This is a genomic window from Streptomyces sp. Mut1 (assembly GCF_030719295.1).
In the GTDB taxonomy this organism is placed as follows: Bacteria; Actinomycetota; Actinomycetes; order Streptomycetales; family Streptomycetaceae; genus Streptomyces; species Streptomyces castrisilvae.
The window spans coordinates 603673-618101 of the sequence record NZ_CP120997.1; the positions used below are offsets into that span (position 1 = coordinate 603673).

Genomic DNA, 14429 nt, shown 5'->3' on the forward strand with positions numbered 1-14429 from the left:
GCCCTGAGTGAAAGTTCCCGACCGCATGACCGCACCTCTGTCGAATGTTTCGGAGTTGCTTGCGAATGTTGCCGGAACCGTACGGTCGGGTTTCGGGCCAGTCAAGAGGTCGGGGGGAGCGAATTTTCCCGAGGGGCCCGCCCCTCTCTTCGGGGGTCCGGCGGTTACGATTCGCTGTATGAGCCCCGCAAACGTCCAGTCACATCAGGAGAATGCGCCTACCGGAGCGTCGTCGGACGGCGCCGCCACGCTGGCGGAAATCGCCCGAGCGGCCGGAGTCTCGGCTCCGACAGTTTCGAAGGTGCTGAACGGGCGTGCCGATGTCGCGCCCAGCACGCGCACCAAGGTGGAGGAGCTGTTGCTGCTGCACGGCTACCGCCGCAGACGCGGCTCCACCACCCAGTCGCAACTGATCGACCTGGTCTTCCACGAGCTGGACAGCTCCTGGGCGATGGAGGTCGTGCGCGGCGTCGAGAACGTGGCGCGCGAGGAGGGCCTGAGCCTGGTCCTCTCGGAGAGCGCGGGCCGCCTCAGCCCCGGGCAGACCTGGGTGGACGGGGTGCTGGCCCGCCGGCCGGTCGGGGTGATCCTGGTCCTTTCGGACCTCACCGCCGCCCAGCGCGCCCAGCTCACCAGCCGCAGCATCCCCTTCGCGGTGGTCGACCCGGCCGGTGATCCGGGCGACGACATCCCGTCGGTGGGGACGACGAACTGGCAGGGCGGTCTCGCCGCCACCCGCCACCTCACCGGGCTCGGGCACCGCAGGATCGGCGTCGTCAGCGGCCCGTCGCGGATGATGTGCAGCCGGGCCCGGGTGGACGGCTACCGCGCGGCCCTGGAGACGGCGGGCCTGCCGATCGACCCCTCGCTCATCCGCGAGGGCGAGTTCCAGCACGAGGCGGGGTACGCGGCGGGCATGGAGCTGCTGCGCTCGGCGGACCGGCCGACCGCCGTCTTCGCCGGCAACGACCTCCAGGCGCTCGGCGTGTACGAGGCGGCGCGCGAGCTGGGTCTGCGCATTCCGGAGGACCTGAGCGTGGTCGGCTTCGACGATCTGCCGCTCACCCGGTGGATCGGGCCGCCGCTGACCACGGTGCGCCAGCCCCTGATCGAGATGGCCGAGACCGCGGCCCGCCTGGTCCTCGACCTCGGCCGCGGCCGGCAGCCCGCGACGACCCGTGTCGATCTCGCCACCAATCTGGTGGTCCGCAGCAGCACGGCGCCGCCCTGCCGCTGACGCCCGGACCGCCAACACCCCGAGCCGTCGTCCACGCCCCTGTCAGTACCCCGGTGCAGACTGGCGGATATCCGGCACAACGGCGTTTCGGGAGGTTCGGTCATGACCGGGGTATTGCTCACCGTGGGCACCCGCAAGGGGCTCTTCATCGGTCGCGGACGCGGCGGCACATGGGAGTTCGACGGGCCGCACTTCAACGCGCAGGCGATCTACTCGGTCGCCATCGACACCAGGGGCGGCACGCCCCGGCTGCTCGTCGGCGGGGACAGCGCGCACTGGGGCCCCTCCGTGTTCCACTCCGACGACCTGGGCGCGAGCTGGGCCGAGCCGAGGAAGCCGGCCGTGAGGTTCCCGGAGTTCACGGGCGCCTCGCTGGAGCGGGTGTGGCAGTTGCAGCCGGCGGGACCCGAGGCGCCGGGGGTCGTGTACGCGGGCACCGAGCCGGCCGCCCTGTTCCGGTCCGGGGACGGCGGTGAGTCGTTCGAGCTGGTGCGCCCGCTCTGGGAGCACCCGACCCGTTCCCGGTGGGTGCCGGGCGGCGGGGGCGAGGGGCTGCACACGATCCTGACGGACGAACGGGACGCCCGCTCGGTGACCGTCGCGGTCTCCACCGCCGGGGTGTTCAGGACCACCGACGGCGGCGAGAGCTGGGACCCGGCCAACAAGGGGGTCTCGGCCGTTTTCCTGCCCGAGCAGGACCCGGAGTTCGGCCAGTGCGTGCACAAGGTCGGCCGGGACGCCGTCGACCCCGACCGCCTCTACCTCCAGAACCACTGGGGCGTCTTCCGCAGCGACGACTCCGGGGGCCACTGGACGGACATCGGCGCGGGCCTGCCCTCCGACTTCGGTTTCGCCGTGGCCGCACACCCGCACCGCGCGGACACGGCGTACGTCTTCCCGATCAACGCGGATGCCGACCGGGTGCCCGCCGAGCACCGCTGCCGGGTCTTCCGGACGACCGACGCGGGCGCCCACTGGGAGCCCCTGTCGACGGGCCTGCCCGAGAGCGCCCACTACGGCACGGTGCTGCGCGACGCGCTCTGCACGGACGACGCGGACCCGGCCGGCGTCTACTTCGGCAACCGCAACGGCGAGCTGTACGCGAGCGCGGACGACGGGGACACCTGGCGGCAGCTCGCCTCCCACCTGCCGGACGTGCTGTGCGTGCGGGCGGCGGCCGTCGAGGTGTGAGGTCTCCCCCTTACGGAAGCCGCCAGTCCACCGGCTCCGCGCCCCGGGCCACCAGGAGTTCGTTGACCCGGCTGAACGGCCTGGACCCGAAGAACCCGCGGTCGGCGGACATCGGGGAGGGGTGCGCGGACTCGATGGCCGGCAGGTCACCGAGGAGCGGCCGCAGATTGCGGGCGTCGCGCCCCCACAGCACCGACACCAGCGGCTTGCCCCGGGCGACCAGGGCGCGGATGGCCTGTTCGGTCACCTCCTCCCAGCCCTTGCCTCGGTGCGCGCCGGGCGAGCGGGGCGCGGTGGTCAGCGCCCTGTTCAGCAGCAGCACGCCCTGGCGCGTCCACGGCGTCAGGTCACCGTTCGACGGGCGGGGCAGCCCCAGGTCGGTGTTGAGCTCGCGGTAGATGTTCTCCAGGCTGCCGGGGAGCCTGCGGACCTCGGGGGCGACGGCGAAGCTCAGCCCGATGGCCATGCCCGGTGTCGGGTAGGGGTCCTGACCGACGATCAGCACCCGCACCTCGTCGAAGGGCTGCTGGAACGCGCGCAGCACGTTCGCCCCGGACGGGAGATAGGTGCGGCCTGCCGCGACCTCCGCGCGCAGGAAATCGCCCATCGCGGCGACGCGCCCCGCCACGGGGGCAAGGGCCTCGGCCCAGCCGGGCTCGACAACTTCGTTCAACGGTCTTGCTGTCACGGAAGATCACCCTACCGGCGCAACGCGGTGCCCCGGGGATAGGGTGCTGCCGTCCTTCCCCTTCGTCTCCCGGGAGCCGGTCCATGACGTCACACGGGCACGCGGCCGCGGCACCCGGCGCGTACGTCCTCGGGGTGGACTCGGGCGGCTCCGGACTCCGGGTGGCACTGGCCGGCCCGGACGCGGCCGCCCCGCTGGGCACCGTCGTGTGCGGCGAGCCGGTGCGTACCGGCGCCGGCGGGATCGAGGCCGCCCATCTGCTGGAGCAGGCACTGCCCGCGGCCCGCGAGCTGCTCGCCCGGCACGGCGGCGGCGGCCGGATCACCGCCGCCGCGGTGGGCGCCGCGGGCATGACCACGCTCGGCGACCGGCTGCGCGCCGAGCTGCCGGCCGCCCTGGAGGAAGCGCTGGGGGTGCGCCGGATCGCGCTCGCGGCCGACGCGGTGACCGCGTACGCCGGAGCGGTCGGCCAGCGGGCCGGAGCGGTGGTGGCCGCCGGCACCGGGCTGATCGCGCTGGGCACGGATCTGACGCGGTGGCGGCGGGCGGACGGCTGGGGGCATCTGCTGGGCGACAGCGGCGGCGGCGCCTGGATCGGGCGGGCCGGGCTCGACGCGGCGATGCGGGCCCACGACGGGCGGCGCGGCGGCTCGGCGGCACTGCTGGAGCGGCTGGAGGCGGTGTTCGGCCCGCCGCCGGAGCTGCCCGGACTGCTCTACCCGCGCGCCGACCGGCCCGCCGTGCTGGCCTCCTTCGCCCCGGAGGTGGCCGGGTGCGCGGCGCACGACCCGGTCGCCGAGGGCATCCTGCGGGCCGCCGGGACACACATCGCGGAGGCGGCCGCGGCGGTGTGCCCCGAGGCTGCGGCGGACGAGGAAGGGTACGAAGTCGCGCTGACGGGCGGGCTGTTCCGGATGGGCGAGCCGTTGCTCGTGCCGCTGCGCGAGGAGTTGGCGCGGCTGCTGCCGGGGGCACGGGCGGTCCCCGGTTCGGGTGATCCCCTGATCGGTGCGCTGCGCATCGCCCAGGGGCTGGCCACCGGCGGTCTGCGGCTCCCGCACCATCCGACGCTGCTCTGTCTGCCGGGGCACCGTGCCGGTGACCTCGGGGAACGGTGACCGGGCCACTGACGACAGATCAGGACAGTTGCCAGGTAAGCCGCTGATCGGATAAATACGGACAGAGGCCGCTCGACCGGACCCTCCCCGCGCGGAGGCGTATCCAAAACCAGTAGCATGCGGCGCCATGAGCACCCCCACTGGGCCCGCTTCCGGCCTGCCTGTACGAATGCCGCGACCTCGCCAGTCCGGACGGCACCGCCGCCCGGAGCCCGTGGTCGCACCCGAGGGCGCTGCCGCGCTCGTTCTCGCCGTTCCCGGTACCCCTTCCTCGGAGAGCCGCAGTCTGGCCGAAGAGGTCATCAGCATCGCCCGTTCCGAGCTGCCCGGCCTCAACGCCCTGATCGGCTATGTCGACGGCGACGACGCCGAGTACCCGGCTCTCACCTCCGTGATCGCGCATTCCGCCGCCGAGCGCACCGCGCGCTACGAGCAGGCGCTTGCCGTGGGCCGTGAGGTCGCCGAGCCCGAGGGCCCGGCCGCCGTGGTGGTTCCGCTGCTCGCGGGTCCGGACAGCGCGCTGGTGCAGCGGATACGTCTGGCGATCACCGACAGCGAGGCCCCGGCGGAGCTGACCGACGTGCTCGGTCCGCACCCGCTGCTGGCCGAGGCGCTGCATGTGCGTCTGTCCGAGGCCGGGCTCGCCCGTGCGGACCGGGCCAGGCTGTTCACGGTGGCGACGGCCGCCGACGGGATCGTGCTCGCCACGGTGGGCGGCGAGGAGGCCGTGCAGGCCGCGGGGATCACGGGCATGCTGCTGGCGGCCCGGCTCGCGGTGCCGGTGATGGCCGCCGCGCTGGACGTGGAGGGTTCGGTCGCCGCGATCGCCGAGCAGCTGAAGGGCTCCGGTTCGTTGCAGCTGGCGGTGGCTCCGTACCTGGTGGGTCCGGAGCTGGCGGACGGCCTGCTGGACGCCGCGGCGAAGGAGGCCGGCTGCGCGAGCGCCGAGCCGCTGGGCGCGTACCCGGCGATCGGCAAGCTGGTGCTGTCGATGTACACCTCGGCCCTGGGTATCGCTCCCCCGGTGCCGCAGGGGGCGCAGGCCCGCTGATCCCATGGACGTGTGAGGCCCCGGTGGCGGACGGCAGTCCGCCACCGGGGCCTAGGGCCGGTCAGGCGAAGATCACGCAGGAGGCCGCCGGGGCGTCCAGGGAGCCCCCGTGGACGGGGGTGCCGGTCTCCGGGTCCACGGTGAACCAGGCGATGTTCCCGCTGCGCTCGTTGGCCGCGTACAGCCGGCGCCCGGTGGGGTCGAGCGCGAGGTCGCGGGGCCAGTGCCCGCCGCAGCTCACGGTCGTGACCAGGGACGCCTGCTCGCCGGACGCGTCGAGCGCGAGTACGGAGATGCTGTCGTGGCCACGGTTGGCCGCCCACAGGAAGCGGCCGTCACGGGCGACGACGACCTCGGACGCGTAGCTCGCGCCGGTCACGCCGTCGGGCAGGACGGGTGTCTCGCCGACCGGTTCCAGAACGCCGGTGGCGGCGTCCCACCGGCACACGGTGAGGGTGGGCTCCAGCTCGTTCAGCACGTAGGCGTGGCGGCCCGAGGGGTGGAACGCCAGGTGGCGGGGGCCGGTGCCGGGGCGCAGCGCCGTCTCCCCGTGCGGGCGGAGTTCGCCGGTGGCCGGGTCGAACGCGTAGATCCGCACCGAGTCGGTGCCGAGGTCGACGGCGAGCACCCAGTTTTCCGACGGGTCGGGGAGCACCTGGTGGGCGTGCGGGCCCTGCTGGCGGTCCGCGACGGGGCCGCTGCCCTTGTGGGCGAGGACGGCCGCGACGGGGCCGAGCGCGCCGTCGTCGGTGACGGGCAGGACGCTGACGCTGCCCGAGCCGTAGTTGGCGGTGATCAGGCGGCCGGCCGCGAGGGCGAGGTGGGTGGGGCCGTCGCCGTCCACCGGCCGGGTCGCACCGAGCGGGCGCGGGACGTCCCCGGTGATGTCGAGAGCGGCGGCCGCGCCGGGCTCGGTCTCGCTGACCGTGTAGAGGACGGTGCCGCCGGGACCTACGCCCCGGCCGAGCGCCAGGTAGGAGGGGTCGGGTACGGCGTCCGTCGCGCCGAGGACCGTGAGCGCCCCGGTCTCCTCGTCCACGGCGGCGACGGTGATACCCCGCCCGCCCGCCGAGGTGAACGACCCGATGAAGGCCCGGCCCGCGCCGTTGCTGCTGTCCACCGCACTGCTCCTCTCCGCCGACTGATCACGGCGGTCCCGGCCGTCGTGATCTTCCGCCGCGACGGTAGCAGTGCCCGGCGTGGTCCAGACCAAGGGTGCCGGATCGTGGGACGCCTCGGGCCGCCGGATCAGGCGGTGGCGCCCAGGGGCGCGCGCGGCGGGCTGTGCAGCGGGGCGGCGAGTTCGGCGAGCGCGCGCTCCAGGCCGTGCAGGTGGGCGAGGGCGGGCTCGGTCACCGCGGGGTGCGCCGGGAGGGCCGCGGCGACCGTGGTGCGGGCGGGCCGCCCCGGGGCGGTCAGCGCCTCCACCGCGCTCTCGACGCGCCAGCAGGCGGCGGCGAGGCGGGCATCGTGCGAGGCCTCCGGGTCGGCGGCGACAAAGGCCAGTCCGCGTACCTCGCGCGCGCAGTCGTCGAGCAGCGCGAGCACGTGCCGTGCCCGTCGCTTGCGGGCCCGCAGCGGGTTGAGCGGGTGCACCAGCGGGGCGAGCGACAGGCGCACCCTGCCGAGGATCGCCTCCAGTTCGGCAACGCTCCGGTGCGGGTCGGCGTCCGCGCTCCCGGCGAGCCGGGCGGCGGCCCGCGCCGTGCAGGTGTGGACGCAGCGCAGCGCCCGCTCCACCCATGCCTCGGTCACCGCGTGCGTGGTCACCGGAAGCACGAACATCACCGCCAGCAGGGCGCCGGCCGCCCCGGCCGTCGTCTCCGTCACCCGCAGGACGAGCAGATCCGTGTCGAGCACGCCGAGCAGCCCGTACAGCATGCTCGCCATCACGGTCACGGCCAGCATCATCCAGGTGTAGGAGACCGCGGCGGTGTAGAAGATGCCGAACACGCTCAGCGCCACGACCAGCGCGGCCACGACGGGCTCGTGGTGCAGCGGCACCGCGACGGCGAAGCCCAGGCCGATCCCGAGGACCGTCCCCAGGAAGCGCCGGAAGCCGCGCACGATGGTCTCGCCCCGCGAGGTCGTGGCCACGAACACCCACCAGGTGGCTCCGACCGCCCAGTACCAGCGCTGGTCGGAGAGCACCTGGCCCGCCATCAGCGCGAACGCGGCCCCCGACGTCGCCTGCACGGCCTGCCGCGTCGTGATCCGCCCGAGCCCCGCTCCCCCGGTGGGCGGGGCGACGGCCACGGGCGCCGCGAGCCGCCGCTCGTAGCACCACACACCGAACCGCACCACAGACGACGCGGCCAGCGACAGCAGTACGGCCGCGTACAGCTCGGGCAGCCGGCCCGGCACGGTGTGCAGGAACTGGGCCGAGAAGTAGGACATGAAGGCGAACACTCCGAGCGAGTGCCCGCGAGGTCCCCACCGCCGCGCGTACACACCCGCCCCCACGACAGCGAGGAACGCCAGGCCGCGGGCGACGGGCAGATCGTGCAGTACGGCGGCGAGCGCGAGCACCGGGAAGCCCACGACGGGGAGAAGCGCGGTCGTCGCCGCCTGCCCGCGCACCGTCGCGTCGGTCACCGTGAACAGCGCGAGCAGCGCGGCCAGGCCACCGGCGATGGCCGCCACCAGTGAGTGCCCGGCCGCCCCGCACAGCGCGACGGCGAGCCCGATGCCGAGTACGGCCCGGGACGCGAACCGGAGCCGGATCCGCCCCGGATCCGGTGCCACGAACGCCCTCTTCAGCAAGTTGCCCCGCCCCTTCTTCGCACCTGGACCAGCCCAGACATGAGAAAGGCGCCGCATGGGTCCTCTCGGGACCCGCAGCGCCATTGACTGACATATCTGAGCATCTGACGGGCGAATGGTTCAAACGGGGCCCGATTCATTGAACCAATGGCACAGAATCCGGTGGCCCATCTCGGCCGCGGCAGAGCCAACGGACCAGCCCCGCGCGAACGGCCGCGCGAACGGCCGCCGCCTCGGAGCCGCGGCAGCCGGCCCGCCCGGCCCCTCAGGTCCAGGAGGTGAACGGCGGGCGGGCGGGAGCGGGGCCGAGCGTGGTGGTCCCGGGCTCGGCACGGTGTCCGAGCCCGGTCCGGTACGCGTTCAGCGCCTCCTCCGTACGGCCCTCGTGGCGCATCAGGTCGCCGAGGAGCCGGCAGATGTCCGCGAGGTCTCCGGCGGCTCCGGTCTGTTCGAGCAGGGAGAGCGCGGTGGCGTAGTGCAGCTCGGCGGACTCGGCGTCGCCGGCCTCCTCGGCGATCAGCCCGAGCAATCGGTGGGCCCCGCCGGCGTGCAGCGCGCCGCGGCCGTGCTGGAGGCCGACCAGCAGGCTCCCCAGCAGCTCCGCCGCCTGCGCCGACTTCCCGCTCCTGCGCAGGACGTCGGCGAGTTCGACCTCCACCTGGGAGACGTACAGGGCCGCGCGCTTGGAGACCAGCATCGAGCGGGCGGTCCGCAGCGCCGCCTCCGCCTGGACGAGGTCGCCGTCCTGGGCGCAGACGTAGCCCCGCATCCAGTGGCAGTGGGCGAGTTCGGTGCGGATCTGCAGTTGTTCGTAGAGCTCGGTGGCCCGTGCCAACGAGGTCTGGGCGGCGTCGGCCCTGCCTTCGGCGATCAGAGTGCGGGCCACGGTGCGGTGCATGCCGGCGACGAGTGCGGGGTCGGACACCTGGGGCACCAGGGCGAGCGCGAGTTCGGCGGCCTGCGCGGCTCGGGCGTGGGCGCCCATGTCCATGTACGGGGCGATCGAGGCCGTGTACAGCTGGAGCAGCGCGCCCGGATCGTGCAGCCCCGATGTGTTCAGCTCGTCGATCGCGCTTTCCAGCAGATAGCAGGAGTAGCGCAGTTCGCCCGCCAGGTAGTGCGCGATCGACCTGCCCCGGACCGCACGCGCGCGGGCCGGGAGGGGTTCGCGGGCCAGTGCGAGTTCGGCCGCCTCGAACCGGCCGACGGCCTCGGCGAGCTCGCCCGTCTCCAGGGCGCATTCCCCGAGGCCGGTGAGCGCGGCTCCCCGCTCCAGGGCGAGTTCGTACTCGTCGGCCCTGCGCAGGATCTCCTCGTAGGCGGCCCGCGCGTCCGCGGCGTCGCCCACCGCCAGCACCCGCTGCGCGTCGGCGAGCCCGCCACGCAGGTCCGCGACGAGATGGGTGGGCCGGCCCGTGGCGAGTTCCTCCTCGGCGACCCCGAGCCGCTCGGCGATGTGCCGCAGAGCGGCCTCGGAGGGCCGCACCTTGCCGGCCTCCAGAGTCGAGACGTACGCGGCGGTGTACTCGGGCTCGGCAAGCTGCCGCTGGGTCAGCCGACGCTCCTTGCGCAGGCGCTTCACCCGCCGGCCGATCGCCGCGGGGTCCCTCGGCTCCTCCGGCCGCCCGGCCTCGGAGCGGGTCGTTCCGTCACTGTTGACCGATACTCCGTCGGCTCGCGCCATGACAGCCTCTCGTCTCTCGTCCACCGGTGGATCGGCCCCGTCCGGTGTCCGGACTCACCGCCCGCGGCGACTCGCATATTCCCATAGGCGCCGGCGCCCGCCGGGACCGTGGAGCGGCGCCCCCGTCCGATCGGTCGCGGCACGGCCAGTTACCCAAATGCAACCTCCCGAGCACCCCCTGCCCCGTTGTGCGGCTCCCTTCGCAGAACCTAAGTTAAACGGCGCATCAAGCATATTGAACCCAGGACTTATTTCGGAACGGGTGCGGGGGCGCCGAGTTCGGGCACGGCGGGTCTCGGCGGATGGCCGCATCGCGCCGGACCGGCCGTTCCGGCTCGCCCGTGACGAGAGCCCCCCTGCCCGTCCGCATGCCGTCGCCCGCCCCGCATCACTTCCGAGCCGGACACCAGAGTGAGGATTGACATGCACACAAAGAGGACGGCCGCCATATCCATGAGCGTCGCGCTCATGGCCGCCCTGGGGGCGGCTCTCGCCGCTCCCGCGTCGGCCGCGGACCCGGAGCCCACAAGGGAACCGCGCGTCGGCGTCGAGTACTTCCCCGAGCCGGGCGGCGCGGGGCACCGGACCGAGGTCCCGCTCCGCACGGAGACGGGGCGCGTCCGCGGCCCGGAGCACGGCGCCCGCCGCTTCGACGACGGACGGGGCCGTCGGCCGGCTGTCCGTGACCGGCTCCTCGGACGACCGGCTCGACGTGGTGATCGTCGGCGACGGCTACACGGCCGGCGAGCAGGACGCCTTCCACTCCGCGGCCGCCGCCAAGTGGGCGGACATCACCGCCATCGAGCCCTACGCCAGCTACCAGGGCCTGATGAACGTGTGGACGGTGGACGCGGTCTCCGCCGAGTCCGGCATCAGCGGGGACCCCACCGCCGACGTCGTCAAGGACACCGCTCTCGGCAGCTACTTCTGGTGCTCGCAGACCGAGCGGCTGATCTGCGCCGACATCGACAAGGTCGCGTCGTACGCGGCGAAGGCGCCGGACGCCGACCTGGTCGTCGTCGTCTCCCACTCGACGAAGTACGGCGGCGCCGGCTACTCGGGCCTGGAGGCCGAGGGCTACCCGTTCGACGGCGTCTCGACCCTGTCGTCGGACAACGAGCAGTCGAGCATGATCGCCGCGCATGAAATGGCCCATTCGGTGGGCCTGCTGGCGGACGAGTACACCTATGACAGCTACGGCACCTGGACGGGCGGCGAGCTCCCGGACATCAACTCCAGCATTCTCACCGCGGGGCAGATGGCCGCCGGCCGGAGCAAGTGGTACCGATGGCTCGGCGAGGCCGATCCCACGGGCGGCACCGTCGGCACGTACGAGGGCAGCAGCTACTACCCGTTCGGGATCTACCGCCCGACCGCCAACTCGATCATGCGGGCCCTGGACGTCAGCGAATTCAACCTCCCCGGGCGCGAGGCCATGATCGCGGGCTTCTACCGCGAGGCCAACGTGCTGAGCAGCAGCACACCCACGGGCTCCACGGTCCTCAGGACCGACCGGATCAAGGTGACGCGGGCCGCGCTCACCGGACTGGCGGCGCCGGAACTGCGCTGGTACGTCGACGGGGTCCGGGTGAAGCGCGCCCAGGGCCTCACCGCCGCCCCCGCCCAGCTGGGCGTGCCCAAGGACGGCAGGACGCACACGGTCACCGTCGAGTCGGTGGACCGTACGAAGTCGATCCGCGACCCCAAGGTCCTCGCCGAGGCCACCGAGCGGCTGACCTGGAAGGTCAAGGCGTCCCGCCGGTAGAACACCGCCGGGTCCGAGATGCGGGGCAGCCGGCCGCCGTGCGGACCCGTCCGTGCGGCCGGCTCCGTCCGCCGGCCACCGGGGACGCGGCGGACCGTCGCGGGACGGGGCAACCCGTCCCGCGACGGCCGTCGTGGCGGGAGTGACGCCCTGACCGCACGGGGCGAGCCCGATGGCGCCTCTGGTCTAGACATGTCAAGTTGCCATCGCTACGCTCACCCTTGGTCTAGACCGCAGCACTCTCCGGACATCACCCCACATCTCCAGGAGCGACGTATGCGCAGAAAGATCACTTCCTTACTGGCCGGCCTGGGGCTGGTCGGCGCGGCCCTGCTGGCCACCTCGGGCACCGCCCAGAGCCACGGCTACACCGACTCCCCGATCAGCCGTCAGCAGCTCTGCGGGATCGGCACCGTCAAGCACTGCGGGCAGATCCAGTGGGAGCCGCCGAGCGTCGAGGGTCCCAAGGGGTTCCCCACCCGCGGCCCGGCCGACGGCCACATCTGCTCGGGCGGCATCGGCCGCTTCTCCGAACTGGACGACCCTCGCGGCGGAGCCTGGCCCGCCACGCAGGTCACGGCCGGTCAGAACTACACCTTCAACTGGCGGATCGAGGCCCGCCACGCCACGACCGACTTCCGCTACTACATCACCAAGGACGGCTACGACCCCACCCAGCCGCTCACCCGGGCCGACCTGGAGCCGCAGCCGTTCCTGACCGTGCCCTTCGGCGGGAAGCTGCCGGGTTCGACGGTCAGCCATTCCGGCACGCTGCCGCAGAAGTCCGGCAAGCACCTGATCCTCGGTGTCTGGACGATCTCCGACACGGGCAACGCCTTCTACGCCTGCTCCGACGTCCAGTTCTGACGTCCGGCCCGTGCCCCGCGCCACCCGCCCGTGCGCGGGGCACATCCGGCCGAGACAACGGCAGGGCGGCCTGGCGCACACATAGGCCGTTGGTACAGTCGCTGGCCCGAACGACACCGAAAGAGGCCGGCGAAGCATGGCGGTGGACGCACTCGACACCCGTATCCTGCGACTGCTCATCGAACAGCCGCAGACGAGCGTGCGCGAGTACGCGCGCATCCTGGCCATCGCCCGGGGCACCCTGCAGGCCCGGATCGACCGGCTGGAACGGGACGGTGTGATCACCGGGAGCGGTCCCTTCCTCTCCCCCGCCGCGCTCGGCCACCCGGTCCTGGCCTTCGTGCACCTGGAGGTCACGCAGGGACACCTCGACGACGTCGGCGAGGCGCTCGCCGCCGTGCCGGAGATCGTCGAGGCCTTCTCGACCACGGGCGGCGGCGACCTGCTGACCCGGGTCGTCGCGCGGGACAACGGGCACCTGGAGGACGTCATCCAGCGACTCATCCGGCTGCCCGGCGTGGTCAGGACCCGCACCGATGTGGCGCTGCGCGAACGCGTGCCGCACCGGCTGCTGCCCCTGGTCGAGTCCGTGGGCCGGGCCGCGGCCGGCGGCCGGTGACGACCGCCCGTCACCGGACTCCCCCCGCCGGCCGCACCTGGCGGACCCGGCCCCGGCGGCCCGTCACCGCGCCTCCCCGGCCAAGGCGGTGACCGCCGGTCGTCGGCGCTCCGCGCGCCGGATATCCTGATCTTGCCGCGCTCCCCCCACCCCGCCCTCGTCCCCGACGAGGCCGCCGCCGCGGCAGTCGAAGCGGCCCTCCGTCCGGGCTGCCCGAGAGGCCCGACTATTCGAGACAGGTGTGCACAGGTGCTGGTTGCTGGTCGGTACCGGCTGATATCCGCCATCGGCCGGGGCGGCATGGGTGAGGTCTGGCGGGCCACCGACGAGGTTCTCGGCCGTGCGGTCGCCGTGAAGCTTCTGCTGGGGGAACACGCCGACGAGTCGGCCACCGCCCGGTTCCGGCTGGAGGCCCAGACCGCCGCCCGGCTGAGCCACCCCCATCTGGTGGCGGTCTTCGACTTCGGGGCCTGGGAGGACCGGCTCTTCCTCGTCATGGAACTCGTCGAGGGCAGAAGCCTCGCCGATCTGCTGCTGGCCCAGGAGCGGCTGGGCCCCGAGCAGGCCGCGCGCATCGCCGGGCAGGCCGCCGCCGGGCTGGCCGCGGCGCACCGGCAGGGCATCGTCCACCGCGACATCAAGCCCGGGAACCTGATGCTGGACGGCGAGGGAACCGTCAAGATCGGCGACTTCGGCATCGCCCAGTTCGTCGACGACCCCTCCGCCGCGCTGACGACCACGGGCCACATCGTCGGGACGAGCCTCTACCTCGCCCCGGAGCGGGCGCTCGGCCGCACGGCGGACGCCGCGTCCGACATGTACTCGCTCGGCTGCGTCATCTACCAACTGCTGCTCGGGCAGCCGCCGTTCCGCTCGGACACCGCCACCGCCACCCTCTACCAGCACGTGGACACGCCGCCCGTGCCGCTGCGGCAGCGCGGCGTCGACGTATCCGCCGCCTTCGACGCCTACCTCCTGGGTCTGCTCGCCAAGCAGCCGGAGGACCGGCCCACCGCCCAGCAGGTCGCCGACTGGTTCCACGGCGACGCCTGGCGGGGCCGGGCCGAGGCCCTGCCGCTGCATCAGCCGGCCCCGGCCCTGGCGCCGCCCCCCGCCGCCTACCAGACGCCGCCCGCCCCGCGCCCCGCCGCGCCGGCCGCAGGAGCGGAGTCCGGCGCCCCGACGACGTACCGGCTGCCGCAGGCCTCCGGGCACGGCCGGCGCGCGGCCCCCCGGGCCGGAAACGCCAAGCGGCGCACCGCCGGTGAGGCGATCCGGCGCCGGCCCCGGGTGGCCAGCGCCATCGCGGGCGTGATCGCCTTCCTGGCCGCCGTGTACCTGGGGATGAGCCTGTTCGCCCCCGACACCGGGTCGGCCACCAAGCCGGACGGCGGCACGTCGTCCGGCGCGCCGGAGACTCCCGGGGCCGAGCAGTGACCGGAGCCT

At 73.7% G+C, this 14429-nt stretch carries 12 protein-coding genes; 8 read left to right on the forward strand and 4 right to left on the reverse strand.

Going from position 1 to position 14429, the window contains the following annotated elements:
• Positions 1-301: 301 nt before the first annotated feature.
• Complete coding sequence (locus tag P8A18_RS02325) at positions 302-1237, forward strand: substrate-binding domain-containing protein (protein ID WP_018549782.1); 936 nt, start codon at positions 302-304, stop codon at positions 1235-1237.
• Positions 1238-1339: 102 nt separating this feature from the next.
• Entirely contained in the window at positions 1340-2428 is a 1089-nt protein-coding gene (locus tag P8A18_RS02330; protein WP_306051286.1) for a WD40/YVTN/BNR-like repeat-containing protein, read from the forward strand.
• 10 nt (positions 2429-2438) lie between these two features.
• Here P8A18_RS02330 and P8A18_RS02335 read toward each other — a convergent pair whose 3' ends face one another.
• The gene (locus P8A18_RS02335) at positions 2439-3116 is read right to left on the reverse strand and encodes a uracil-DNA glycosylase (protein ID WP_026249254.1); all 678 of its coding nucleotides are present in this window, start codon (positions 3114-3116) and stop codon (positions 2439-2441) included.
• Between the two features lie 83 nt (positions 3117-3199).
• Here P8A18_RS02335 and P8A18_RS02340 point away from each other — a divergent pair, with 83 nt between their 5' ends.
• A complete protein-coding gene (locus P8A18_RS02340) occupies positions 3200-4234 on the forward strand; it encodes an N-acetylglucosamine kinase (RefSeq protein ID WP_306051288.1) in 1035 nt (344 codons plus the stop codon).
• 127 nt (positions 4235-4361) lie between these two features.
• The gene (locus P8A18_RS02345) at positions 4362-5285 is read left to right on the forward strand and encodes a sirohydrochlorin chelatase (RefSeq protein ID WP_306051290.1); all 924 of its coding nucleotides are present in this window, start codon (positions 4362-4364) and stop codon (positions 5283-5285) included.
• Between the two features lie 61 nt (positions 5286-5346).
• Here the strand turns inward: P8A18_RS02345 and P8A18_RS02350 are convergent, their stop codons facing one another.
• The 3 genes from P8A18_RS02350 to P8A18_RS02360 form a co-directional block, all read right to left on the reverse strand.
• Entirely contained in the window at positions 5347-6405 is a 1059-nt protein-coding gene (locus P8A18_RS02350) for a lactonase family protein (RefSeq protein WP_306051292.1), read from the reverse strand.
• A 128-nt stretch (positions 6406-6533) separates the two neighbouring features.
• A complete protein-coding gene (locus tag P8A18_RS02355; protein WP_306051294.1) occupies positions 6534-8048 on the reverse strand; it encodes an FUSC family protein in 1515 nt (504 codons plus the stop codon).
• Positions 8049-8313: 265 nt separating this feature from the next.
• On the reverse strand, positions 8314-9732 hold the full coding sequence (locus P8A18_RS02360) for a tetratricopeptide repeat protein (RefSeq protein WP_306051296.1): 1419 nt from the start codon (positions 9730-9732) through the stop codon (positions 8314-8316).
• Positions 9733-10414: 682 nt separating this feature from the next.
• Here P8A18_RS02360 and P8A18_RS02365 point away from each other — a divergent pair.
• The 4 genes from P8A18_RS02365 to P8A18_RS02380 all read left to right on the forward strand — a co-directional run bounded on the left by P8A18_RS02365 (position 10415) and on the right by P8A18_RS02380 (position 14420).
• Entirely contained in the window at positions 10415-11497 is a 1083-nt protein-coding gene (locus tag P8A18_RS02365; protein ID WP_306051298.1) for a M64 family metallopeptidase, read from the forward strand.
• A 276-nt stretch (positions 11498-11773) separates the two neighbouring features.
• Entirely contained in the window at positions 11774-12364 is a 591-nt protein-coding gene (locus P8A18_RS02370; protein ID WP_018549773.1) for a lytic polysaccharide monooxygenase auxiliary activity family 9 protein, read from the forward strand.
• 136 nt (positions 12365-12500) lie between these two features.
• Complete coding sequence (locus tag P8A18_RS02375; protein WP_018549772.1) at positions 12501-12983, forward strand: Lrp/AsnC family transcriptional regulator; 483 nt, start codon at positions 12501-12503, stop codon at positions 12981-12983.
• A 132-nt stretch (positions 12984-13115) separates the two neighbouring features.
• A complete protein-coding gene (locus tag P8A18_RS02380; protein WP_511101549.1) occupies positions 13116-14420 on the forward strand; it encodes a serine/threonine-protein kinase in 1305 nt (434 codons plus the stop codon).
• The last annotated feature ends 9 nt before the right edge of the window (positions 14421-14429 follow it).